Genomic DNA, 25,097 nt, shown 5'->3' on the forward strand with positions numbered 1-25,097 from the left:
GACATTATGGCTTTTGAAAGTTTAACAGATCGCTTACAAGCGACAATGAAAAATTTAAAACGTAAAGGAAAAATTACGGAAGCAGATATAAAAGAAATGATGCGTGAAATACGTTTGGCATTACTAGAAGCCGACGTAAACTTCAAAGTCGTCAAGGACTTTACTAAACGTGTGAGCGACCGGGCGTTAGGTGAAGAAGTGCTTGAGAGTTTAACTTCGACACAACAAATTGTCAAAATTGTGGATGAAGAGTTAACAGAGACTTTAGGCTCTGAAGCTGTACCACTAAATAAATCACCCAAAATTCCAACGATTGTCATGATGTCTGGTTTACAAGGTGCTGGTAAAACGACATTTGTTGGAAAACTAGCAGGCTTCTTGAAAAAAAATGAGAAAGCCCGTCCATTATTAATCGCAGGTGACGTGTATCGTCCAGCTGCAATCGACCAATTGAAAGTCATCGGACAACAACTGGATATCCCAGTCTTTGAAATGGGAACGGATGTCAGTCCCGTAGAAATTGTACGTCAAGGGTTAGCACAAGCGCGTGAAAATAAAAATGACTATGTGTTCATTGATACGGCAGGACGTTTACATATTGACGATGTATTGATGAACGAGCTTCAAGAGATTAAATCGTTAGCCCAGCCAGATGAAATCTTATTAGTTGTTGATGCGATGACTGGACAAGATGCCGTGAATGTCGCTCAGAGTTTTAATGAACAGCTAGATATTACAGGGGTTGTTGTCACAAAACTTGACGGTGATACCCGAGGTGGTGCGGCGCTATCCATTCGTGCTGTAACAGGCAAACCAATTAAATTTATCGGGACGGGTGAAAAACTAACTGATATCGAAGTGTTCCACCCAGATAGAATGTCTAGTCGTATTCTAGGTATGGGAGACATGCTTACTTTAATTGAAAAAGCTCAGCAAGAGTACGACGCTGAAAAAGCAGAAGAACTTGCAAAGAAAATGAAAGAGAATACGTTTGACTTTAATGACTTTATCGAGCAATTAGATCAAGTCATGGGTATGGGACCGTTAGAAGATTTACTAAAGATGATTCCAGGTATGTCGAATGTTCCGGGAATTGACCAAATTCAAGTCGATCCGAAAGATGTCGAACGTAAAAAGGCAATGGTTTATTCCATGACACCCGCAGAGCGTGAGAATCCAGACTTACTAAACCCGAGTCGTCGTCGTCGTATTGCAGCCGGATCAGGTAACAGTGTGATAGAAGTGAACCGCATGATAAAACAATTTAAAGAATCTCGCAAAATGATGCAACAAATGACGAATGGTAAAATGCCAGCAGGTATGGACCAAATGCTAGGCGGTGGCATGAAAGGTAAAATGGGCAAAATGGCACTCAACCAAATGGCTCGAAAACAACGAAATGCGAAGAAAAAAGCTTTAAGACAAAAGAAAAAACGTAAATAAAATAAAAAAATAGAGCTGTAAAGAAAAAACACTTTACATCTCTTTTGAATAGTGGTAAACTTATTTTCGTGATCAAATTGATGGAGGTGACATAATATGTCAGTTAAAATTCGTTTAAAACGTATGGGATCTAAGAAAAACCCATTTTATCGTATGGTAGTAGCAGATTCACGTTCTCCACGTGATGGCCGTTATATCGAAGTTGTAGGTACATACAGTCCAACTGAAGAGCCTGCAAAAGTTAGCATTAAAGAAGATGTTATTTTAGACTGGTTAGCTAAAGGGGCACAACCTTCAGATACAGTTCGTAACATTTTATCAAAAGAAGGCATCATGCAAAAACATCATGAGGCTAAATTTGAAAAAAAATAAGGTGGGCTGAAAAATGACAGATGTGAAAGATTTGGTTTTAACCATTGTCCGTCCGTTAGTCAGTTATCCTGAAGCGATTGAATTAGAAATAGAAGAGTCTGATGACTTTCTAGAATATAATTTGACCGTACACCCTGACGATGTAGGTCGCGTGATTGGTAAACAGGGTCGAGTGGCAAAAGCGATTCGTACGATTGTTTATTCTGTGAGATTAGACGGAGCCAAGCGCGTGCGTTTAAACATTGTCGATTAGACATTAAGAGGTGACTCTTAATGTCTTTTTTGTTTGTGTGCGAGGTCGCTATAAACGTGATACAATAACATCATCGATGAAATTGAAGGATGTGAATTTATGACAGAATATTTAAATGTCGGGAAAATAGTTAACACACAAGGAATCAAAGGAGAAGTTCGCGTTATATCTCGCACAGATTTTCCAGAAGAGCGTTATAAAAAAGGCAATACGTTATATTTATTTCAAAACAATGAGTTAGTAAAGCCATTAACGATTGCGAGTTATCGTGTTCATAAAAATTTTGTTTTGCTAAGTTTTGAAGGCCATCCGTCAATAAATGATGTAGAAATTTATCGTGACGGTATTTTAAAAGTTGCCAAAGAGGATACGCAAGAGTTAGACGACCATGAATTTTATTATCATGAAATCATTGGATGTGATGTCTATGATGAAACGCGTGGTTTACTAGGAAAAGTGAAAGAAATATTATCACCGGGAGCTAATGATGTGTGGGTTATACAAGTACCTAAAGGAAAGGATATTTTAATTCCTTATATTGAATCAGTGGTGTTAAATGTCGATGTCACAACACAACGAATTGATGTCAGCTTGCCAGAAGGGTTGGTAGATGATGAAGATTGATGTGTTGACGCTTTTTCCGAAAATGTTTGAAGGACCGCTAAATGAATCAATTTTAGGTAAGGCACAGGCAAAAGAGCTAGTGGAGATGACTGTTCATAATTTTCGTGATTTCTCTACCAATAAACATCAACAGGTCGATGACTATCCATATGGTGGTGGAGCAGGCATGCTATTAAAAGTTCAACCGATAGCGGATGGTTTAAAAGCAATAGATGTGCAACATCCGACAACACAGAAACGCATTATTTTGTTAGATCCTGCGGGACAAAAGTTTGACCAAACTTTAGCTGAAGACTTTTCTAAGGAAGAGCATTTAGTTTTTATTTGTGGGCATTATGAAGGGTATGATGAGCGTATTCGCTCTTTAGTGACAGACGAAGTTTCTATTGGCGATTATGTTTTAACAGGTGGTGAATTAGCCGCAATGACCATGATTGATGCTACGGTTCGTTTATTACCGGATGTCTTAGGAAACGCGGAGTCGGCTGTAACTGACTCACATTCGACAGGCTTACTCGAACATCCCCATTATACACGACCAGCAGAATATGAAGGGATGAAGGTACCAGAGGTCTTATTAAATGGTCATCATCAAAAGATAGAAGAGTGGCGCTTAAAAGAATCGTTACGACGTACTTATTTGCGACGTCCAGATATGTTGGAAACACTTGAATTAACACCAACTATGGAAAAATATTTAGCTGAAATTAAAAACGAAAAAGAGTTTTAAAAACAAGTGAGATTCTCACTTGTTTTTTTAAAACCGCTTTACGAAAATAATTATTAATGTTAATATATAACGGTAATAATTATCTTATAGGGGGTTTTTTAATGAAAAGGTTTTTTGAACAAGCGCAACAATTTGGTAAATCATTTATGTTGCCAATCGCTGTGTTACCAGCAGCTGGGTTATTATTAGGGATAGGTGGTGCATTATCTAATCCGAATACTGTTCAAGCTTATCCAATGTTAGATATTTCATGGTTGCAAGCAGTGTTCACAGTTATGAGTTCAGCAGGGAGTATTGTTTTTGCTAATTTACCAATAATTTTTGCTATTGGAGTAGCAGTTGGCTTAGCTAAATCAGATAAGGGAACAGCAGGATTAGCTTCTCTTATTGGATATTTAGTAATGAATGCGACAATTAACGCTATTCTTATTTTAACTAATACACTAGCAACAGATAACTTGGCATCTGTTGGACAAGGAATGACGATGGGGATTCAAACATTAGAATCCGGTGTATTTGGTGGTATTATAGTAGGTATTATGACAGCAATGCTACATAACCGTTTTAACAAAACAGAATTACCGACTATTTTAGGTTTTTTTGGTGGCTCTAGATTTGTTCCAATTATTACAGCTTTCTCAGCTGTTGTTTTAGGTTTAATTATGTTTTATGTTTGGCCGTTGTTACAGAGTTTGATATTTGGCATGGGAAATATTGTTAATGGAACCGGTTATATAGGCACATTCTTTTATGGATTTATATTGAGAATGTTGGGGCCATTAGGCTTACATCATATTTTTTATTTGCCTTTTTGGCAAACTGCTTTGGGCGGAAGTTTAGAAGTTGGTGGGCAGTTGGTCCAAGGAACGCAAAACATTTTCTTTGCACAGTTAGCAGATCCTAATACAAGTCAATTTTTTGAAGGAACATCTCGTTTTATGTCAGGGCGTTTTATTACGATGATGTTTGGATTAATAGGGGCAGCATTTGCTATTTATCGCACTGCAAAACCAGAGAATAAGAAGATTGTAGGAGGTTTAATGTTATCGGCTGCATTAACGTCATTTTTAACTGGTATTACAGAACCACTAGAGTTTTCTTTTCTATTTATCGCCTTTCCGTTGTATGTCGTTCATGCCGTTTTTGATGGACTTGCATTCATGATGGCTCATATTTTAAAAATTACAATCGGTCAAACTTTCTCAGGTGGCTTTATTGATTTTATTTTATTTGGTATTTTACAAGGTCAAGATAAAACTCACTGGTTGTATGTTATTCCAGTAGGGATAGTCTGGTTTTTCTTATATTATGTGACGTTTAGTTTTTTAATCAGAAAGTTTAATTTTAAAACTCCTGGTCGAGAAGAAAAAATGTCAGTAGAAAATAGCTATAAAGGTACAGAAAGAGGAGAAAAAATTATTCACGCTTTAGGTGGTCGTCAAAATATTGAGAATGTTGACTGCTGTGCTACTCGTTTGCGTGTGACAGTTAAAAATAGTGCTAAAGTATTGGATGAGGAGTTACAGGAGACTGGTAGTAAAGGTTTGGTTAAAAAAGGCAATGGTATCCAAGTAATTTATGGACCAAGTGTAACAATTATTAAAAACGAAGTAGAAGAAATACTGGGGGAATAAATATGTTAAATAAAATAAAAAATGGCTTGGTTGTTTCTTGTCAAGCTCTTCCAGATGAACCTTTACACAGTTCTTTTATCATGGGAAGAATGGCAGTGGCTGCAAAACAAGCCGGTGCGGTTGGAATTCGCGCGAATAGCAAAGAAGATATTATCCAAATTAAGAAGCAAGTCGACCTACCCGTTATTGGGATTGTAAAACGTGATTATGAAGATTCGGATGTATTTATAACAGCCACCATGAAAGAAATACATGAGTTACATGCGTCAGGTTGCGATATGGTCGCTTTAGATGCTACAAACCGACTCCGTCCAAATGGTCAAACATTAAATGAGTTTATCAATGAAATTCGCTCGACTTATCCAGACATGGTCTTAATGGCGGATTGTGCGACAGTGGAAGAAGTATTTGAAGCAGAAAGATTAGGCTTTGATTGTTTGTCGACGACATTAATGGGCTATACAGCGGAGTCACAAGGTATGGTTCTTCATGCCAATGATTTTGAAAAACTTAGAACCATTTTAAACCGTGTTTCAACACCCGTCATCGCAGAAGGCAATATTAAGACACCTGCTCAAGCTAAACGAGTGATAGAGTTAGGTGTTCATGCGGTTGTAGTGGGTAGTGCCATTACGCGTCCACAATTAATTGCGAAAGATTTTGCTCAAGCGGTCGAAAGCGTCGATAACTAGTTGATAAATAAAAGATACTCTTAACGAGTGTCTTTTTTATTTTGAATGAATTTAAAAATAACGTCTCTTAGAGGATGCAATTTTTTTAAATATCAAGTATACTAATTTGAGTAGAAACTGTGAAAGAGTGATGTTAAGTGGCTCAATTGTTTTTTAGATACGGTGCGATGAATAGTGGGAAATCCATTGAAATTTTAAAAGTAGCACATAACTATGAAGAGCAGAATAAACCGGTCGTGTTAATGACGAGTGGTTTAGATACACGTGATGGGATTGGAACGGTGGCAAGTCGGATTGGATTGGACCGTCAAGCAACACCTATCTTTAGCGAAACCAATGTATTTGAGTATATTCAACAGTTAGATTTTAAACCTTACTGTGTGTTAATTGATGAAGCACAGTTTTTAGAAAAGCACCATGTCGAACAATTAGCAGAAATTGTGGATGAGCTAGATATTCCAGTCATGGCGTTTGGGTTGAAAAATGACTTTATGAATGAATTATTTGAAGGCTCGAAATATTTATTACTATATGCAGATAAGATTGAAGAATTAAAAACAATTTGTTGGTTTTGTCATCGTAAAGCCATTATGAATCTACGTATTTCAGATGGCAAACCTGTTTATGCAGGCGAGCAGATTCAAATTGGTGGGAATGAAGCTTATTTTCCTGTTTGTCGTAAGCATTACAAGGATCCTAAATTGTAGCGTTTCATCATCATGTAACAAAAACAAAGAGGAAATCAAGTAGATAAAGGAGTAATGATATGTTTGATCAGTTACAAGCAGTAGAAGACCGTTACGAAGAGTTAGGGGAGTTACTAAGTGACCCAACAGTCGTAACCGACAACAAACGTTTTATGGAGTTATCAAAAGAAGAAGCGAATACGCGTGAAACAGTTGCTGTTTATCGTCGTTATAAAGAAGTCGTACAAGGAATTGCAGACGCTGAAGAGTTGTTATCAGAAAACCTTGAAGACGATATGGCGGAAATGGCCAAAGAAGAGCTTCATGAATTAAAAGATGAAAAAGAAGAACTAGAAGAAAAAATGAAAATCTTATTGTTACCGAAAGACCCGAATGATGATAAAAATATCATTATGGAAATTCGAGGAGCTGCGGGTGGCGATGAAGCTGCGTTGTTTGCTGGCGACCTTTTTGAGATGTATCAAAGCTATGCACAGAGCCAAGGTTGGCGCTTTGAGGTAATGGAAGCAAATATTACGGGAATTGGTGGCTATAAAGAAGTTATCGTCATGATTTCAGGAGAGAATGTTTACTCTAAATTAAAATATGAAAACGGTGCTCATCGTGTGCAACGTGTCCCTTCAACAGAATCTCAAGGGCGCGTACATACATCGACTGCTACGGTAGTCGTATTGCCAGAGGCTGAAGACGTTGAGATTGATTTAGATGATAAAGATATTCGTGTCGACATCTATCATGCAAGTGGTGCAGGAGGTCAGCACGTTAACAAGACGGCATCGGCCGTTCGTTTGACTCATGAGCCAACGGGAATAGTGGTTGCTATGCAAGACCAACGTTCACAGTTACAAAATAGAGAAAAAGCGATGCAAGTGTTACGTGCACGTGTCTATGATAAAATTCAACAAGAGGCACAAAGTGAATACGATGCCAATCGTAAATCAGCGATTGGGACGGGTGACCGTTCTGAACGTATTAGAACGTATAACTTCCCACAAAATCGTGTGACCGATCATCGCATAGGTCTGACAATTCAGCAATTAGATCGAATTCTTTCAGGAGAATTGGATGATATTGTAGATGCGTTGATTATTTATGATCAAACGCAAAAACTGGAGAATATGCAAAATGGTTAATCGTACGTATGGAGAAGTCCTAAATTGGGCTTCTTCTTTTTTAGAAAAGTGTGGGAAAGACACACATATTGCAGCCTATTTAATACGAGAACGTCAACAATGGACACAAACTGATTTACTTATACATTTACGTCAGCCCATGCCTGAACAGGCTATTTGTCAGCTTGAACACGATTTACAACGTATTGAGCAGGACTATCCCGCTCAATATATTATTGGGGAATGTGATTTTTATGGAGAACGGTTAATCGTGACGGAAGATACGCTGATTCCTCGTCCAGAAACAGAAGAATTAGTCGCACTTTGTTTAGAACGCTTTCCAAATACGAAGGAAGAACTGACCGTAGTGGATGTTGGAACAGGAACGGGAGCGATAGCTTTGGCGTTAAAACGTCACCGCCCCCATTGGCATGTAATCGGATTGGACATTAGTAAAAATGCGTTGAATGTAGCAAAACAAAATGCTGAAAAGTTACAGTTAGACGTGGTGTTTATTGAAAGTGATTTGTTACAATCTTTTCAAGGAAAAGCCGATATTGTCATTTCCAATCCACCCTATATTGCAAGTAGTGAGTGGTCTGTGATGGATGAGAGTGTTCGGAAATACGAGCCGACTACCGCGTTGTTTGCTGAAAATGAGGGCTACGCGATATATCATCAGTTGTTTAAAGAATTGCCTCGTGTTATGGGAGAAAAAGGTGCGCTTTTTTTAGAACACGGCTATCTACAACAAGCACAGCTCATTGCAGATGTGAAAAAAAAGTGGCCGGATAGTGAAGTGAAAGGCTATCAAGATATGGCGGGTCAAGACCGCATGATTGAAATGAGTTGGAATAGAAAGAAGGCAGAGTAATGTCAGTAAAATGGGATAAAAGTCAACTAGTCGTGGCAGCGGAGGCTCTTAGAGCGGGAAAACTTGTCGCGTTCCCAACTGAAACGGTTTATGGGTTAGGGGCGGATGCGACAAATCCTTCAGCTGTGAAGTCTGTTTACACGGCTAAAGGACGTCCAAGTGATAATCCTTTGATTGTACATATAGCAAGTCCTGAAGAAGTGTTACATTATACCGAGAGTATACCGCCAGTAGCATCACTCTTGATGAAAGAGTTTTGGCCGGGACCACTCACACTTATTTTTAAATTAAAACCGAATGCTTTAGGGAAAGAAGTGACGGGCGGTATGGAAACAGTGGCTTTTCGTATGCCTGATAACGAGGTAACCTTAGCACTTATTGAAGCAACAGGTCGACCACTTGTTGGGCCTAGTGCGAATACATCAGGTAAGCCAAGTCCTACGACAGCCGAGCATGTTTTGCATGACTTACAAGGAAAAATTGCAGGTGTCGTCGACGATGGTGCCACACGAGTAGGAGTTGAATCAACCGTTTTAGATTTGAGCAGTGACGTTCCCACGATACTTCGTCCAGGTGCGATTACTTTAGAAATGTTAAAACCATTGGTACCTGAAGTTGTAGAAGATACGCATTTAAAAAATCAGGAAGCAGCTCCCAAAGCTCCGGGAATGAAGTATAAACACTACGCCCCTGATACACAAGTCGTCATGGTAGCTTCAGAAGATTGGCCAAGTGTTAAAGAATGGTTACAAACAACTCCTTTAAATGTAGGGCTTTTGGCGACGGCTTCAATATACGAATCGCTTGATAAAAACAAGATTGTTTGGTTCTCACTGGGGAATAGAGATTCTGTTTCCACCGCTTTAAGTCATCTGTATGCTGGGTTACGTGACTTGGATGAAATAGAGCCAAAGTTAGATGTGATATTAGCTGAGATGATGCCAGAAGAACATGAGGGGGTCGCCTATATGAATCGGTTGAAAAAGGCGGCAAATTATCAATATTTTAATGAATGGTCACAGGAAAATGAAAAAATATGATACAATTAGCTAAAGAAAGTCAAGAAAGAGGGCGATAGTATGAGTTTTAAAGAAAAAGATCCGATGTTATGGCAAGCCATTGCAAATGAAAAAAAACGTCAACAACGTAATATTGAATTAATTGCATCTGAAAACTTTGTTTCGGAGGCGGTAATGGCTGCACAGGGAAGTATTTTAACAAACAAATACGCTGAAGGCTATCCGAATAAACGTTACTATGGCGGATGCGAATATGTGGATGTTATCGAGCAATTGGCTATCGATCGTGCTAAAGAATTATTCGGTGCAAAATTTGCCAATGTTCAACCTCATTCAGGCTCTCAAGCAAATGCCGCAGCTTATATGGCGTTAATTCAACCAGGGGATACCGTTTTAGGAATGGATTTAACGCATGGTGGACATTTAACGCACGGTTCGCCAGTGAACTTTAGTGGAAAGACGTATCAGTTTGTTCCTTATGGGGTTGACCCTGTTACTGAAGTGATTGACTATGAAGTCGTTCGAATTAAAGCACGTGAAGTAAAACCTGCCCTTATTATAGCTGGAGCAAGTGCGTATGGTCGTGAAATTGATTTTGCGAAATTCCGTACCATTGCAGATGAAGTCGGAGCTAAGCTGATGGTCGACATGGCACATATTGCTGGACTAGTTGCAGCTGGGTTACATCAAAATCCAGTCCCTTATGCAGATGTTGTCACAACGACAACGCATAAAACTTTGCGTGGCCCTCGTGGAGGCTTAATCTTAACAAATGATGAAGCACTTTCTAAAAAAATAAATAGTGCTATTTTCCCTGGTTTACAAGGTGGACCACTTGAGCATGTGATTGCCGCAAAAGCTGTTGCTTTCTATGAAGCACTAGATGATACGTTTGTTGATTATCAAAAACAAGTGATTGCCAATGCAAAAGCGATGGCTCAAGTCTTTAACCGCTCAGAAAAAGCACGATTGATTAGTGGCGATGTTGATAATCACTTACTCCTAATTGATGTTTCTGAATACAAACTAACAGGAAAAGAAGCGGAAGCTATCCTAGATAGTGTTCATATGACTGTCAACAAAAATACTATTCCGTTTGAAGTATTAAGTCCTTTCCAAACGAGTGGTATTCGCATAGGGACACCTGCTATTACGACCCGTGGTTTTAAAGAAGCGAATGCGACACGTGTGGCGGAATTAATCGACCAAGCACTAATGCACCCTAAAGATGAAGGTGTTTTATCTAATATTGAAAAAGAAGTGCGCGCTATTTCTGAAAAATTCCCACTTTATAAATAAATCCGGAATTAGGGTAGTTATTTTAAGTAGAATGCTTTACAATAGATAAGGATAAAAACGAAAAGGAGAATCATTATGGGAAAATTTCAAGTCATGGATCATCCATTGATCCAACACAAATTAACAATCATTCGCGATAAAAATTGTGGGACAAAAGTATTTCGAGAAGTTGTTAATGAAATTGCTATGTTAATGGCGTATGAAGTATCACGTGATATGCCTTTAGAGCCGGTTGAGATTGAAACACCGATGGGTAAAACAACACAGCACGTGTTAACAGGTAAAAAGGTAGCAATTATTCCTATCTTAAGAGCAGGAATTGGAATGGTTGACGGCATGCTCGAATTAATTCCAGCAGCAAAAGTTGGTCATATTGGGATGTATCGTGATCATGATTCTCTAGAGCCAGTTGAATATTTTGTTAAGTTACCTTCAGATATTAGCACACGTCAATTACTAGTTGTGGATCCAATGCTTGCAACTGGTGGTTCTGCTATCTTAGCAGTTGACGCGCTTAAAAAACGCGGGGGAACAAACATTAAATTCGTTTGTCTTGTGGCCGCTCCTGAAGGGGTAAAAGCACTACAAGAAGCTCATCCAGATGTTGATATTATCACTGCAGGACTTGACGAAAAACTAGACGAAAATGGCTACATTTTCCCAGGTCTAGGAGATGCTGGTGACCGATTATTCGGGACAAAATAACAACAAAAAAAGATTAGTCTTTGTGGGACTAATCTTTTTTTATGTGTAAGTCGTCATAACTTACTACTAATTTTCCTTCACTTTGAAACATTAAATCATCATTATCTTCGGTTTCATCAATTTCGATGATTGCGGAGTTGGTGAGTTGTTTAAATACCGTACCTGATTCGACTTCACCATCATGAACAAATGTAACGGGTGTCTCTGGAGTAAAAGCTACTCCTTCTTCACTAACTGCTTTTTTTGTCGGTCTAAACATAGCCTCTCAACCTTTCTTAAAAACATATAGGACGACATATATACTAATAGTATAGCACATTTATTAATAAAAATCGAATTAGGACGTTTTATGAAGAGAGTCGATTAGACGTAGATTTTAGAATATAGTAAAATGGCATGGAGGTGAAGACATGAAAAAGTTAAAACTAACGATGATACTATTAATAGGCACTCTCTTCTTTTTAACAGGCTGTCAAGCATCAGGGCAAGAAGAAGCTAAAAATAAAGATAATCAAGCGCTGATAGGAAAGTGGGAGCTATCTTTAATAAACGAAGGAGTGGCAGAAGAAAAATCAGATGGCTTGATGACTTTTGATGAACACGGAAAAATGTTTAGAACGAGTAAACATGAAACATCGGGTACCAAAGCGTACTACCAAGTGAAAGCGGATCGCCTTTATTTTGCAGATTCAAGTAAAGCACTTCAAGAGCAAGTAAAACAAGAAGGCTCGTTACACTACGACCTTGAATGGGAAAATGATTCGCAAGTGGTATTGTGGCATGCTGACCATGATTTTGGTTTTTTATTAAAAAAGGTAGAAGAAGAGGATAAATAATTATGAAAGAAATTTGGCAAAATAGCCTAATTGTTACGACGTCACTAGTCATTTTTTCTCTCATGCTATATTTTTTTACACCGTATATTCGATTAGAACAGTTTCAATATGGAGAAGATTCAGTTCTTAAAGAAGAAAAAATTGAAGTGAATAAACACCTTGTGTTGACTCGAATACAAACTGATGATTTTATCTATTTTAAACACAAAGAGAGAGAGAATACGCCTATTGAACAGGTTAAACTTTTGGTGATTGAAGGTAACAAACAGGCGGAAGATTGGCAAAATCTATTAGCGGCAGAATCTAAAGCGACAGAACAATGGCTCGTTTTGCCTTTAAACCAGTGGCGTGAGCCAACTTACGCTGATATCAAACGACAAGTAATGGTTTTATTGGAGCGCGAAGATATCGAGGAAGTAGTTATTTGTTCAGATAAAGATAGATATGACTGGCTTTTAAACCCATTGACGAAGGAGATACAAGAGCAAAATAAAGCGTGGTCGGTTAAGTACGAAGCTAGTTTAAATACTTTTAAACCTAAAAATTTATGGTATCACTCTGATTTTAGTTATTTGTTTTACTGGTCAGTTAATCCCTAGTTGTTTTATTAGTTTTCTTTAAGCTCACGATAAAATGCTAGCAACTTATAGTAGATTGACGTATGATAATAAGAGATATTTAGAAGAAATGAGCGATGAGATGAATAATAAATTAAAAACTTTTGATAGTCGAATTGACTATGGTATTATACTTCCTGTTTTTATTTTATCATTGGTTGGTTTGTTATCATTGTATGTATCATTAGTCAATGACCCGCTAAATCCTAATGTTTTGACACTGATGTTAAAACAAATGCTTTGGCTTTTATTAGGAGCTGTTGCGATAATCGTTGTCATGCAATTTAGCTCCAAAATGTTATGGAAAGCGACGCCTTATTTTTATGGCTTTGGTCTGTTTATCATGACGATACTATTAAAGTTTTACGATAAAAACTTATACAATAGCACGGGGTCAAAAAACTGGTTTAATTTAGGGCCTCTTTCCTTTCAACCTTCAGAGTTAATGAAAATAGCTTACATATTAATGCTAGCTTATATCGTAACCAAGCATAACAGTGAAAATAGTCATACTTTAAAAAATGACGGTATTTTGATTGGTAAATTATTTTTAGTAACAGTACCTGTTGCCATCCTATTGAAATTACAACAAGACTTAGGAACGATGCTTGTCTTCGTCGCTATTTTAGGTGGCGTGTTTTTAATGTCAGGTATTTCGTGGCGTATTATCGTACCCACAGTCGTTGTTTTTATAGCACTTGGATCAGGGATTATCTACTTAATGTTGTCTGAAAATGGGCGTCAGTTTTTATACGATGTGGTTGGGGTTAAACAGTATCAGTTTGCCCGGATAGACTCATGGTTAGATCCTTTCCATGATACAGCAGGAAAATCTATGCAACAAGCACAGGCCTTGATTGCAATAGGGTCTGGGGGCCTTTTCGGTAAAGGATTTAATGTTTCAGAAGTGTATGTTCCCGTTCGTGAATCTGACATGATTTTCACGGTCATTGCGGAGAATTTCGGATTCATCGGAAGTGTTTTTGTTATTTTTACGTATTTTATTTTAATTTATCAAATGATTCGTGTATGTTTTGATACAAACAATGAATTTTATGCGTATATCGCGACAGGAATTATTATGATGATTTTGTTCCATGTGTTTGAAAATATTGGGGCTAATATTGGTTTATTACCATTGACAGGGATTCCGTTGCCTTTCATAAGTCAGGGAGGGTCTTCACTCTTAGGTAATATGATAGGGATAGGCCTAATGCTTTCGATGAGGTTTCAACAAGATGATTATATAAAATTACAACGATAACAAATAAAGGAGATTTTAGATGATTACTTATTACTGGTACAAACGTTGTTCAACATGTTTAAAAGCAAAAGCTTGGTTAGACCAAGAAGGAATTGAGTATGATATCATAGATATGGTTGAGACACCTCCTACAAAAGAGCAATTTGTAGAGTGGATTAACACTAACGATTTACCACTACGTCGTTATTTTAATACGAGCGGTCAAGTTTATCGCAAAGAAGGCTTAAAAGATAAAATCGATGGCATGTCTGTTGAAGAAGCCGCAGAACGCTTGAGTCAAAATGGTATGCTAATCAAGCGACCATTAATCATTCATAATGGAAAAGTCATACTTGGATTTAAAGAATCTGAATATGAGCAATTAAAATAGGAGTCGAATAAAATGAAAAAATTAGTTGGAAAATACTTTTGGATTAAACAAGAAGATGAAGGTTATCGTATTGGATTAACCAATCGCGGGCAAGATGATTTAGGGACGATTAGTTTCTTAAGTTTACCGCGCGTTGGAGAAGAGCTTGAAGTCAACGAGTCATTTGCAGATGTTGAATCGGATAAGACCGTAACAGAATTATTAACACCGCTTGCTGGTACTGTAGCAGCAATTAACGAAGAGGCATTAGACGACCCAACTGTCGCCAATGCTAAAAATGAAGATTTTGCTTGGCTTATGGTTTTAAATGGTGTTGACAAGAAAGACTTTGAAGCATTATAAACTTGACAAGCTAAAAACCGCTTGCTATAATGCAGTTACTTTAAATAGCAAACAATGCTTTGAAAAGAAGAGTACATTTGAACGGCACGTTTAGAGAGTCTGGTTAGGTGAAAGCAGATCGTGAGATACAGATGGAAGATGGTCTTGGAGCATGATAGATGAGCACTTTGCAAGTCTATGACGGTGACACCCGTTATCGTGTCTCGGTATAACATTTTTTTAATGCGTACCGATAGAGGTCATAATTGTAAGATTATGATAAACAAAGGTGGTAACACGAACTATACGTTTCGTCCTTGTGTCGTTTGACACAAGGACTTTTTTTATGCACTCAAAGCTGAGAAGGAGGGGGTTCAACATGATACAGTTACGAACAGTTAATAAAGAGTTTAAAACAAAAAAAGGAACGGTTCATGCGTTAAAAAATATCGATTTTCGAGTAAAACAAGGTGATATATATGGCTTGATAGGCTATTCGGGTGCAGGCAAGAGTACGTTAATTCGCTTGCTAAATGGGTTGGAATTACCGACGACAGGTGAAGTCATTATTAATAATCAAGTCATTAATGAACTAGGTAAAAATGATTTAAAAGCATTTAGAAAGAAAGTCGGCATGATTTTCCAACATTTTAATTTATTATGGTCACGAACAGTCTTAGAGAATATTCAGCTGCCATTAGAATTAAGTCATAAAAATAAAGAAGAGCGTGAGGCGAAGGCAAAAAAGCTCATTGAACTTGTTGGTCTAACAGGTAAGGAAAATGCCTATCCAAGTGAACTCTCTGGTGGGCAAAAACAACGTGTAGGGATAGCTAGAGCGTTAGCTAATGACCCAGAGATTTTACTTTGTGATGAGGCAACTAGCGCACTAGACCCTCAAACGACGGACGAAGTATTAGATCTATTAAAACAAGTAAATGAAGAGTTGGGTATTACGATTGTCATGATTACCCATGAAATGCATGTAATTCGTAAGATTTGTCATCATGTCGCTGTAATGGAAGCAGGACAGATTGTAGAATCCGGCTCCGTCTTAGATGTTTTTTCTCAACCCAAAGATGCTGTGACGAAGCGTTTTGTTCAAAAAGAAACATTACCAGGCATTTCATTAGACAAGAAAAACTTACAAGAATTGGCACAATCTTTCAAAGATGGGAAGTTGGTGCAACTGACGTTTACTGGTGATAAATCCCAACAGCCATTAATCTCACAAGTGATTAAACACCATGATGTGATACTTAATGTCATTCAAGGTCAAATACAAGCAGTCCATGAAGGCTCAGTTGGAACCTTGATTGTAGAGATGGTAGGTCCAGACGAAGCGGTTGTAAGTGCGCTAGAATTTTTAAACGAACAAGGCGTAAAAGTGGAGGTGGCCAACGATGAAAACGAGTAGTTTTATGGAAACGTACTTCAACTTTGAAAAAGTTAAAGAGATTGATTTTTTACAAGCAACGAAAGAAACACTTTATATGACAGTCATCTCGATGATTTTGGTTATTTTAATTGGGTTTACGATTGGTTTACTCCTTTTTTATTTAAATCGTAAAGATACGTTAGGACATAAAATCATGTATCAAGTTGTGTCGATTGTGAGTAGCGTGTGCCGCTCAATTCCATTTATTATTTTGATGATTCTGATTATTCCTTTTACAAAAGCTTTATTAGGGACATTTTTAGGAACGCAAGCTGCGATTCCCGCATTGGTAATTTCAGCTGCACCGTTTTATGGAAGAATGGTTGAAATAGCCTTAAGGGAAGTTGATCAGGGTGTTTTAGAAGCGGCAGAATCTATGGGGGCTTCGACAGTTCAAATTATTACCAAAGTTTTAATTCCGGAAAGTAAGCCCGCTTTGATTTCAGGAATAACTGTGACAACGATTACGATGATTGGCTTTACCGCTATGGCGGGTGCTATTGGTGCTGGTGGATTAGGTGGACTTGCATACTATCAAGGTTACTCGCGACAAAATATGACGGTAACGATGTTCGCAACCATTTTAATCTTAGTCTTAGTTTTTATGATTCAATATTTAGGTGATTGGTTAGTTAAGAAAGTAGATAAACGTTCATAAGAAAGAGGGATGAAAATGAAGAAAAAATGGTGGAGTTTTGTCGTGGTATTAGGGGTTGTATTAAGTCTGGCTGCATGTGGTAAAAAAGAAGAGACTTCTTCGGATTCTGTATTAAAAGTAGGTGCGTCACCAACGCCACATGCTGAAATTTTAGAGCATGTGAAACCCAAATTAGCTGAGGAAGGTATCGACTTAGAAATTGTGACTTTTGAAGATTATGTCTTACCGAATAAAAGTTTAGCTGAAAAAGAGATTGATGCGAACTATTTTCAACATATTCCATTCTTTAATTTGACAGTGAAAGAAAATGGCTATGACTTTGTCAATAAAGCCCCTATTCATATTGAATTATTGGGACTTTATTCGCAACGTATTAAAGATGTAAAAGAACTAAAAGACGGTGCGACTATTATTGCGAGTAACTCAGAATCAGATTGGGGACGTATTATTACTATTTTACAAGAAGCAGGCTTAGTCAAAGTTAAAGAAGGAACAGATTTGCTAACCGCAACATTTGAAGATATTGAAGAAAATCCAAAAAATCTGGTATTTAAAAATAATGTCAATCCAGAATTGTTAGCGGCTGCGTATCAAAATGATGAAGCTGATTTGATTGCGATTAATGCAAACTTTGCTGAAGGTGTGGGTTTAACTCCTGAAAAAGATGCGGTGCTTGTTGAGCAAGATAATTCGCCTTATGCTAATATCTTAGCCGTCCGTAAAGAAGATGAAAATGATCCAAGAGTCAATGCGTTGTTAAAAGCGTTGCAAGATCCTGAAACACAAAAATGGATTGAAGACAAATGGAACGGAAAAATTAAACCTGTTTCAAAATAAAATCATCATTTAACTATCAAAAATCATTTAAGTTCTTACTTGAATGATTTTTTGATAACGGCATTAAGGATAATGGGCGTTTTATCACAAGTAGAAGAGTTGAACTTATTTAGAAAAAAGCCTACACTTGTAATACTATAAAAAACGAAGGTGATAGGGAATGTATCAAGTAATCGAAATGTATGGAGATAGTGAGCCATGGTGGTTTTTTGAGGATTGGGAACAAGATATAGTGGATTGTAGCGAGTTCTCTGATTTTTTAACAGCGCACACGCACTATCACGCTCTCTATCAAAAACACGAACGTGAATATCCAATGAAAAAAGAAAAGGATTATTTTTTAGCCGCTTTTTGGAAGGAAGGCGACCTTTTATTTTGTGAAGATTGCGATGAGGATTTACAACAGTATAAAGGCTTGCTACTATTAAAGAATGGAAAAAAAATAACGATGGATGGGATAGAAATTAATGAAACAACTTATTATAGCGGAAAAACCAAGTGTTGCCCGCGATTTAGGCAAGGTGCTGGGAACGAATAAAACAACTAAAACGTATTTAGAAGGGCCAAATGTGATTATCACGTGGGCGTTAGGTCATTTATTAACATTAAAAATGCCCGAAGATTATCATCCAGAGTGGAAGACTTGGAGCATGGAAACGTTGCCGATGATTCCAAAAAAATCTGGGATAAAACCACTACCAAAAACACGTGGACAGCTGCAAAGTATTTCAAAATTATTGAAACGCTCGGATATTGAGGAAGTTGTCATTGCAACTGACGCTGGACGTGAGGGTGAGTTAGTAGCGCGTTGGATTTTAGAATATGCACGGTATCAAGGTCCAGTTAAGCGTTTGTGGATTTCCTCTCAAACAGATAAGGCCATAAAAGACGGCTTTAGAAAACTACGCCCTTCACAAGAATTTGACGCGTTATATGAATCAGCTTTAGCTCGTTCTCAAGCGGACTGGTTGGTAGGTCTAAATGTCAGTCGTGCTTTAACGGTCAAATATGAAGACAGCTTGTCAGCGGGTCGCGTGCAAACGCCGACGCTTGCGATGGTGAGAAAACAAGAAAGAAAAATAGAAACCTTTCGTCCAGTTAATTATTTTGAGTTGAAAGTCGTTTCAGGTGGATTAAGCTCTCGCTTGAGTTTAAAAGATAACGTTTTGTCGTTTCGTTCGCAAGAAGAGGCAGAGAAAGTAGAAAATGCTGTCAGAAATGAAAGTTTAACTATCACAAATGTCGAAGAGAAGCGTCGTAAAGAATGGTCGCCGCTCCCGTACGACTTAACTGAATTGCAACAAGTAGCAAACCAACGCTTTGGTTATTCAGCGAAGAAAACACTAAATATTTTGCAAGGATTGTATGAGCGTCATAAAATTGTCAGCTATCCAAGAACGGATTCTAAACACTTAACGCAAGATATTGAAGCGACGATGAAAGACCGCTTACAAGCGGTTACGCATTATCTTCCAGCGAAAGGAAAAGAAGCTTTAAAACAAGGAGCGACAGTTAAAAATAGAGCGGTTTTCCAAGACCGTAAAGTCACCGATCATCACGGATTAATACCGACTGAGCAATTAGCACGTGCAGAAAAATTAGATAATGACGAACAACGCATTTATTTACTGATTGTTGAGCGATTTTTAGGCTTGTTTTTCCCGCCAAGTGTCAAAAAAACGCAACGTTATAGTTATCAATTAGGAACGTATTCAGGGAAGTTTGAAGAGAGTTTTTATGAAGAGTTAGGTTGGCGACGGGATGAGAAAGAAGGGCATTTGACAGCTTCATGGAAAAAAGGAGCGACAATTCCTTTTGATATTACGACGGAAGCTAAAGTGACAACACCTCCTTCTCCTTTAACGGAATCTATGTTACTGAGTCATATGGAGAAACATAATTTAGGAACACCAGCCACGCGGGCAGAAATAATTGAACGATTAATTCAATCGGAATTAATGCTACGTGAACGCTCACGTTTACAAGTGACGCCTAAAGGAAAACAATTACTAGAATTAGTGAATCCGTCACTTGTCACACCCGAACTGACAAGTCATTGGGAGCAAGCACTTGAAAAAATTGCCGCTGGAACGTTGAAACGTACTGAATTTATCCGAGACATTGAAAAAGAAACGACACAACTGGTAAAAGAGATTAAGCAAAGTGAGAAGAAATATACTGATTTTGCACTGACGACTAAAAAATGTCCAGAGTGCCAAGAACCATTACGAGAAAAACGTACACGTAATGGGATGATTTATGTTTGTTCAAATGTAGAATGTGATTATTCGCGACGTAAAGACCCTAAAGTGTCGAATAAACGCTGTCCTCAGTGTCATAAAAAAATGGAAATTTTAGAAGGTAAAAACAGTGCCTTTTTCAAATGTAAGCACTGTGCGATTACTGAAAAAATGACAGGCAAAAAAGAACGTCGAAAGAAAATGACAAAACATGAAGAACGTAAGCTAATGAAGAAGTATAATCAAGAAGCAGAAGCAGAAGAAAGTCCGTTAGCTATCGCTTTGCGACAAGCAATGGAAAAAGAGAAATAGACAGAGCCGATTGTGGTTCTGTTTTTTTTGATGTCACGTGTTTCTTCAAAATAGTGTATAATAAGAAACGTCAAGGAGGATGAAAATGGCAAAGAAAAAAACGAGAAAAAAGCGTACCAAAAAACAGCAAGCGCAAGATGAACGTTTGATGTATCTAGGTATCGGCTTTGTTTTTATTATTATCGGCTTATTAGCTATTTTTAAATTAGGATTTCTAGGTATACTAATCGCTAATGTTCTACGTTTCTTAGTAGGAAATACCTTTCCAGTTATGGGCATTTTCTTAATGTTCTATGGTTTTATCATTATGATAATGGGCAAAGAAGTCTCACTGAAACGACCCAAGATTTTTTATGGCATACTGGTTATTTATTTAAGTTCGCTATTATTTATTCATGCTTGGTGGTTTAGAGGACATATATCTGAAGAAACGCATATTATTAGTTTAACGTTTCAAAAATTGCTGACAGATATTCGCGCTAACACGATAGAACAAACAGTAGGAGCAGGTCTGATTGGCGCTACGTTATATACGGTCACACATTTTTTAGTTGCTCAAGTAGGAACGTATATTTTAAGCGTGATTGGATGGATAGCAGGGGCTATTTTGTTATTTGATATTCAGTCCAGTCAAATCTTAGCCGCTTTAAGCAAGATAAAGGAAAAAGGTCAGACGTCTATCCAAAAACTCAAAACAAAGCGTCAACAAAAAACAACAGATGCTCCGACTGAACGTGATAAAAAAACAAAATCACCTTCGATGTTAAATAAAGTTCAGGAAAAATTTTCAGAAACCTTTGTTGATGAAGCTGACACGGAATCTGCTGTTGAGCCTGAACAAACCGTTTTAGAGATAGATAGCTATCAAGAGCGTTATCAAGAAGAAGAAAAACAACTAGAGATTGCACAGGAAGAAGAAGTAGAAAATGAGCTAGTCGAATTTGAACTAGCTGGTGAAACTGAAAATCTCGACTATCATTTGCCACCGTCAGCATTGCTCAATGATATTCCTTTAACCGACCAAAGTGCAGAGTATGATTCGATTGAGAAAAATGTTGAGATTTTACAACAAACGTTTCAAAGTTTTGGCGTGGACGCTAAAGTCGTTCGTGCGAGTTTAGGACCGGCGGTAACGAAATATGAAATACAACCCGCAGTAGGGGTCAAAGTCAGTCGCATTGTTGGCTTAACTGATGATTTGGCATTGGCTCTTGCGGCAAAAGATATTCGTATGGAAGCGCCGATTCCTGGAAAATCTTTGATTGGTATTGAAGTACCGAACAATACGGTTAGTACGGTTTCTTTTCGAGATATTATTGAGTCGCAATCAGCTGAAGATAATCATCTATTAGAAGTACCGTTAGGACGAGATATTTCTGGGCAAGTGATTTCAGCGAATCTAGGAAAGATGCCACACTTATTAATTGCGGGTTCGACTGGGAGCGGGAAATCGGTTTGTATCAATGGGATTATCACAAGTTTACTGATGAGAGCGAAACCGCATGAAGTCAAACTAATGATGATTGATCCGAAAATGGTGGAGTTAAATGTCTACAACGGGATTCCTCACTTACTAACCCCCGTCGTTACAAATCCAAGAAAAGCTGCCCAAGCGTTACAAAAAGTTGTAGAAGAAATGGAGCGTCGTTACGAACTTTTTGCGGCGAGTGGTGTGCGAAATATGGGTGGCTATAATGATATGGTTCGTCAACATAATTTGGAAGATGGCGAAAACCGCCCTGTTTTACCATATATTGTCGTTATTGTAGATGAGTTAGCAGACTTAATGATGGTGGCGAGTAATGAAGTTGAGGATGCGATTATTCGGCTAGCTCAAATGGCGCGTGCAGCTGGGATTCATATGATTTTAGCGACACAACGTCCAAGTGTGGATGTTATCACTGGGATTATCAAAGCCAATGTTCCGTCACGTATCGCGTTTGCTGTATCAAGTGGAACGGATTCACGAACAATTATTGATAGTAATGGTGCTGAAAAACTTCTCGGACGTGGTGACATGTTGTTCTTACCAATGGGTCAAAACAAACCTACCCGGGTTCAAGGAGCCTTTATTTCAGATTCAGAAGTGGAGAAAATTGTCTCTTTTGTTACAGAACAGCAAGGTGCAGATTATCAAGAAAATATGATGCCGTCTGATGAGGTGACAACGACTAATCCAGCTGAGTCTCAAGATGAACTTTATCAAGAGGTCGTCGAGATGGTAACTGAGATGGAATCAGCAAGTATTTCAATGATACAACGTCGATTTAGAGTTGGTTATAACCGTGCAGCACGACTCATTGATGAACTAGAAGCGAATGGTATTGTAGGCCCCTCTGAAGGTAGTAAGCCTCGTAAAGTTTTGGTTAGCAGTATCGAAATAGAAGAAACAGAATAAAATTAAACACAGTAGAGATGGAAGACGATATTTCGTTTACTGTCTATCTACTGTGTTTTTTATAGGTAAGTTAATAAAGGTTTTGATTAAGGTATGTTATACTATTAAGTAGCTTGTGAATTTCAATAGAGAGGAACAAAAATCTATAAGACGAAAGAGGGAATGCTTTGAGTGTATTAAAGTCTAAATTTAAAGATGTGGTGATGTCGGTACTGCCAATTAGCTTATTGGTTGTTATCCTTCACTTTACTATAGTGCCGTTAGAAGGACCGGTATTTGGTCGTTTTATCTTAGGTTCTGTGAGTCTGATACTAGGTCTAACAATTTTCTTGCTTGGTGTCGATATTGGGATTACACCGATAGGGATTTATCTGGGGAAAGGCCTTGCTAGATCAAATAAGTTATCGATTGTTGTCATAGCGTCATTAATCTTAGGGTTTTCCATATCAGTGGCAGAACCCGATTTACATATATTAGCTGGACAAGTAATGGAAGTGACGAGTGGCGTTATTGATAAAATGAATCTGGTAGTCGTTGTCTCGATTGGCTTAGCGTTTATGGTTATGATTGGACTGGTACGCATTATCAAGAATATTAAACTAAGGATGACGTTTATTATTACGTATCTTCTCATTTTAGTAGCTGCTATTTTTTCTTCTTTTGAGTTTCACGCGATTGCGTTTGATGCTTCTGGTTCCACTACTGGCGCGATGACTGTTCCGTTTATCTTAGCGCTAGCAGTAGGTGTTGCGAGTTTAAAAAGAGATAGTGAATCAGCTGAAGAAGATAGTTTTGGTTTGCTTGGATTAGCATCGGCAGGAGTGATTTTTTCAGTCTTGCTTTATAGCATCGTGACACAACCCGGAGATTTATCCGGTTCGCTAGGCGATACGAGTATTCAGTCGACACATATTTTCCGTGTTTACTTCAGTATTTTACTTACGGTAAGTAAAGAAATCGTGCTAGCCTTACTTCCTATTGTGTTTTTCTTCTTTTTATATCAAATCCTTTATTTAAAAGCCCATGCTGAAATTATTCGCCGCATTATCGTCGGTCTGATTTATACGTTTGTTGGATTAGTATTATTCCTAACGGGTGTCAATGCTGGTTTTATGGACGTAGGAAAAATTATTGGCCAAACGATTGCCACTCAACACAGCTCAACTTTTACCGTCTTGATTGGTTTTATATTTGGTGTTGTGACGATTTTAGCTGAGCCAGCTGTACACGTGTTAACCCATCAAATAGAAGAAGTTACGAACGGTTATGTGCGCCGTCCATTAGTCTTACTGGCTTTGTCGATTGGAGTAGGCTTGTCAGTGTCGTTATCCGTGATTCGAATAATGAGTGATCATTTGGAACTTTGGCATTTCTTATTACCGGGCTACATGATATCATTAATGATAACCTTTTTAGTCCCAGAATTATTTGTTGGGATTGCGTTTGACTCAGGAGGAGTGGCGTCAGGACCGATGACAGCCACATTTATTTTATCTTTTGCAATGGGAGTAGCTGAAGCAATGCCAAATGCAGATGTTCTAGTAGACGGATTTGGTATTATTGCAATGGTTGCTATGACGCCATTGATTGCCTTGCAATTATTAGGGATAGTCTTTAAAATGAAATCACGTAAGGAGGGGCTATAATGGCAAGTTTATTATTAACAACGATTGTTGATGTAGGAAAAGGCAGTAAAGTGTTAAAAATCGCAAGAAAACATGGCATAACTGGGGGCACTATTTTCTATGGAAAAGGAGCTGTCAATGATAAGCTATTAAAATTATTAGCCTTGACCGATGTAAAAAAAGAGCTTGTTTTAACCATTGGTAAAGAAGAATGTGTGAGAGAAACAATTGAAGATTTGAGGAAATGCTTAAAATTAGATAAAAAAGGACAAGGTATTTGTTTTACAATGGGAATTGGACAATATGTTGGACTTCATTATGAAGAAAAAAAGGGTGATCGAGACATTATGGCAAAAGGAGAACAAAGTATGTTTGAATTAATCACTGTCATTGTTGAACGTGGTCAAGCAGATGACGTCATCGATTTAGCAAATGATGCAGGTGTCGAAGGTGCCACAGTAATTCATGGGCGTGGTTCAGGTATTCATGAGCGTTCGAAAGTATTCGCCATGTCGATAGAGCCAGAAAAAGACGTCGTATTGTTAATTACAAAGAAAAGCGATACGGCAGAGGTCATTCAGTTAATTGACCGAGCATTAGATTTAGAAAAACCGGGTTCTGGCGTGTTATTTGTGCAGCCAATCATGGACGCTATCGGTATTTATCGGGAAGATTAATTATTGACAATATAAAAAACAGGAACGAACTGTCATGTGT

Annotated in this window: 27 protein-coding genes and 1 other annotated feature; of the genes, 26 read left to right on the forward strand and 1 reads right to left on the reverse strand. The window is 37.9% G+C overall.

Annotated elements, in window-relative coordinates; genetic code table 11:
• Positions 1–6: 6 nt before the first annotated feature.
• The 13 genes from ffh (at position 7) to upp (ending at position 11,464) form a co-directional block, all read left to right on the forward strand.
• Positions 7–1,443: a signal recognition particle protein gene (gene ffh / locus CBF33_RS03305; RefSeq protein ID WP_126761577.1), complete on the forward strand. Its 1,437-nt coding sequence runs from the start codon at positions 7–9 to the stop codon at positions 1,441–1,443.
• Between the two features lie 96 nt (positions 1,444–1,539).
• Positions 1,540–1,815 (forward strand): 30S ribosomal protein S16, encoded by a 276-nt coding sequence (gene rpsP / locus CBF33_RS03310; protein WP_023605781.1) that lies wholly within the window; start codon positions 1,540–1,542, stop codon positions 1,813–1,815.
• Between the two features lie 13 nt (positions 1,816–1,828).
• Complete coding sequence (locus tag CBF33_RS03315) at positions 1,829–2,068, forward strand: KH domain-containing protein (RefSeq protein ID WP_023605782.1); 240 nt, start codon at positions 1,829–1,831, stop codon at positions 2,066–2,068.
• A gap of 99 nt (positions 2,069–2,167) precedes the next feature.
• Positions 2,168–2,692 (forward strand): ribosome maturation factor RimM, encoded by a 525-nt coding sequence (rimM, locus tag CBF33_RS03320; RefSeq protein WP_126761579.1) that lies wholly within the window; start codon positions 2,168–2,170, stop codon positions 2,690–2,692.
• Positions 2,682–3,422 (forward strand): tRNA (guanosine(37)-N1)-methyltransferase TrmD, encoded by a 741-nt coding sequence (gene trmD, locus CBF33_RS03325; protein ID WP_126761719.1) that lies wholly within the window; start codon positions 2,682–2,684, stop codon positions 3,420–3,422. The genes rimM and trmD overlap by 11 nt, the downstream gene beginning before the upstream one ends.
• A 101-nt stretch (positions 3,423–3,523) precedes the next feature.
• Positions 3,524–5,056 carry a PTS transporter subunit EIIC gene (locus tag CBF33_RS03330; RefSeq protein WP_126761581.1) on the forward strand — a complete coding sequence of 511 codons (1,533 nt, stop codon included), beginning with the start codon at positions 3,524–3,526 and terminating at the stop codon, positions 5,054–5,056.
• A 2-nt stretch (positions 5,057–5,058) separates the two neighbouring features.
• A complete protein-coding gene (locus CBF33_RS03335) occupies positions 5,059–5,748 on the forward strand; it encodes an N-acetylmannosamine-6-phosphate 2-epimerase (protein ID WP_126761583.1) in 690 nt (229 codons plus the stop codon).
• A gap of 137 nt (positions 5,749–5,885) precedes the next feature.
• Positions 5,886–6,455 (forward strand): thymidine kinase, encoded by a 570-nt coding sequence (locus CBF33_RS03340; RefSeq protein ID WP_023605787.1) that lies wholly within the window; start codon positions 5,886–5,888, stop codon positions 6,453–6,455.
• A 59-nt stretch (positions 6,456–6,514) separates the two neighbouring features.
• Positions 6,515–7,588, forward strand: a complete 1,074-nt coding sequence (gene prfA, locus CBF33_RS03345; RefSeq protein WP_023605788.1) for a peptide chain release factor 1 — start codon at positions 6,515–6,517, stop codon at positions 7,586–7,588.
• Positions 7,581–8,441, forward strand: coding sequence for a peptide chain release factor N(5)-glutamine methyltransferase (gene prmC, locus CBF33_RS03350; RefSeq protein WP_126761585.1), 861 nt, complete (start codon positions 7,581–7,583; stop codon positions 8,439–8,441). The genes prfA and prmC overlap by 8 nt, the downstream gene beginning before the upstream one ends.
• Positions 8,441–9,481 carry an L-threonylcarbamoyladenylate synthase gene (locus tag CBF33_RS03355; RefSeq protein WP_126761592.1) on the forward strand — a complete coding sequence of 347 codons (1,041 nt, stop codon included), beginning with the start codon at positions 8,441–8,443 and terminating at the stop codon, positions 9,479–9,481. The genes prmC and CBF33_RS03355 overlap by 1 nt, the downstream gene beginning before the upstream one ends.
• A 39-nt stretch (positions 9,482–9,520) precedes the next feature.
• Positions 9,521–10,759: a serine hydroxymethyltransferase gene (gene glyA, locus CBF33_RS03360; protein ID WP_126761594.1), complete on the forward strand. Its 1,239-nt coding sequence runs from the start codon at positions 9,521–9,523 to the stop codon at positions 10,757–10,759.
• 75 nt (positions 10,760–10,834) lie between these two features.
• Positions 10,835–11,464, forward strand: a complete 630-nt coding sequence (upp, locus tag CBF33_RS03365) for a uracil phosphoribosyltransferase (protein WP_126761596.1) — start codon at positions 10,835–10,837, stop codon at positions 11,462–11,464.
• A gap of 28 nt (positions 11,465–11,492) precedes the next feature.
• On the opposite strand, the gene CBF33_RS03370 is transcribed toward upp, so the two are convergent.
• A complete protein-coding gene (locus tag CBF33_RS03370; protein ID WP_126761598.1) occupies positions 11,493–11,723 on the reverse strand; it encodes a hypothetical protein in 231 nt (76 codons plus the stop codon).
• Between the two features lie 151 nt (positions 11,724–11,874).
• Between CBF33_RS03370 and CBF33_RS03375 the strand changes: the two genes are divergently transcribed.
• The 13 genes from CBF33_RS03375 to CBF33_RS03435 all read left to right on the forward strand — a co-directional run bounded on the left by CBF33_RS03375 (position 11,875) and on the right by CBF33_RS03435 (position 25,057).
• A complete protein-coding gene (locus tag CBF33_RS03375; protein ID WP_126761600.1) occupies positions 11,875–12,300 on the forward strand; it encodes a hypothetical protein in 426 nt (141 codons plus the stop codon).
• Positions 12,301–12,302: 2 nt separating this feature from the next.
• Positions 12,303–12,899: a hypothetical protein gene (locus CBF33_RS03380; RefSeq protein ID WP_126761602.1), complete on the forward strand. Its 597-nt coding sequence runs from the start codon at positions 12,303–12,305 to the stop codon at positions 12,897–12,899.
• 100 nt (positions 12,900–12,999) lie between these two features.
• On the forward strand, positions 13,000–14,181 hold the full coding sequence (locus CBF33_RS03385; RefSeq protein ID WP_126761604.1) for an FtsW/RodA/SpoVE family cell cycle protein: 1,182 nt from the start codon (positions 13,000–13,002) through the stop codon (positions 14,179–14,181).
• A 19-nt stretch (positions 14,182–14,200) separates the two neighbouring features.
• Positions 14,201–14,551, forward strand: a complete 351-nt coding sequence (locus CBF33_RS03390; RefSeq protein ID WP_126761606.1) for an arsenate reductase family protein — start codon at positions 14,201–14,203, stop codon at positions 14,549–14,551.
• 12 nt (positions 14,552–14,563) lie between these two features.
• Positions 14,564–14,893: a glycine cleavage system H family protein gene (locus CBF33_RS03395; protein WP_023605798.1), complete on the forward strand. Its 330-nt coding sequence runs from the start codon at positions 14,564–14,566 to the stop codon at positions 14,891–14,893.
• 50 nt (positions 14,894–14,943) lie between these two features.
• Positions 14,944–15,194: a binding site (T-box leader), on the forward strand.
• Positions 15,195–15,251: 57 nt separating this feature from the next.
• The gene (locus CBF33_RS03400) at positions 15,252–16,289 is read left to right on the forward strand and encodes a methionine ABC transporter ATP-binding protein (RefSeq protein WP_126761608.1); all 1,038 of its coding nucleotides are present in this window, start codon (positions 15,252–15,254) and stop codon (positions 16,287–16,289) included.
• The gene (locus CBF33_RS03405) at positions 16,276–16,968 is read left to right on the forward strand and encodes a methionine ABC transporter permease (protein WP_023605800.1); all 693 of its coding nucleotides are present in this window, start codon (positions 16,276–16,278) and stop codon (positions 16,966–16,968) included. The genes CBF33_RS03400 and CBF33_RS03405 overlap by 14 nt, the downstream gene beginning before the upstream one ends.
• 15 nt (positions 16,969–16,983) lie before the next feature.
• Positions 16,984–17,805 (forward strand): MetQ/NlpA family ABC transporter substrate-binding protein, encoded by an 822-nt coding sequence (locus CBF33_RS03410; RefSeq protein ID WP_126761610.1) that lies wholly within the window; start codon positions 16,984–16,986, stop codon positions 17,803–17,805.
• A gap of 160 nt (positions 17,806–17,965) precedes the next feature.
• Positions 17,966–18,343 carry a DUF1033 family protein gene (locus tag CBF33_RS03415; RefSeq protein ID WP_126761612.1) on the forward strand — a complete coding sequence of 126 codons (378 nt, stop codon included), beginning with the start codon at positions 17,966–17,968 and terminating at the stop codon, positions 18,341–18,343.
• Positions 18,273–20,357, forward strand: a complete 2,085-nt coding sequence (locus tag CBF33_RS03420; RefSeq protein ID WP_126761615.1) for a DNA topoisomerase 3 — start codon at positions 18,273–18,275, stop codon at positions 20,355–20,357. The genes CBF33_RS03415 and CBF33_RS03420 overlap by 71 nt, the downstream gene beginning before the upstream one ends.
• Before the next feature lie 85 nt (positions 20,358–20,442).
• On the forward strand, positions 20,443–22,755 hold the full coding sequence (locus CBF33_RS03425; RefSeq protein ID WP_170167738.1) for a DNA translocase FtsK: 2,313 nt from the start codon (positions 20,443–20,445) through the stop codon (positions 22,753–22,755).
• 167 nt (positions 22,756–22,922) lie between these two features.
• The gene (locus CBF33_RS03430; RefSeq protein WP_126761619.1) at positions 22,923–24,401 is read left to right on the forward strand and encodes a DUF1538 domain-containing protein; all 1,479 of its coding nucleotides are present in this window, start codon (positions 22,923–22,925) and stop codon (positions 24,399–24,401) included.
• The gene (locus CBF33_RS03435) at positions 24,401–25,057 is read left to right on the forward strand and encodes a P-II family nitrogen regulator (RefSeq protein WP_023605805.1); all 657 of its coding nucleotides are present in this window, start codon (positions 24,401–24,403) and stop codon (positions 25,055–25,057) included. Before CBF33_RS03430 ends, CBF33_RS03435 begins: the two co-directional genes overlap by 1 nt.
• Positions 25,058–25,097: the final 40 nt, after the last annotated feature.

Origin of the sequence: Vagococcus lutrae (genome assembly GCF_003987555.1) — a bacterium.
Lineage (GTDB): Bacteria > Bacillota > Bacilli > Lactobacillales > Vagococcaceae > Vagococcus_A > Vagococcus_A lutrae.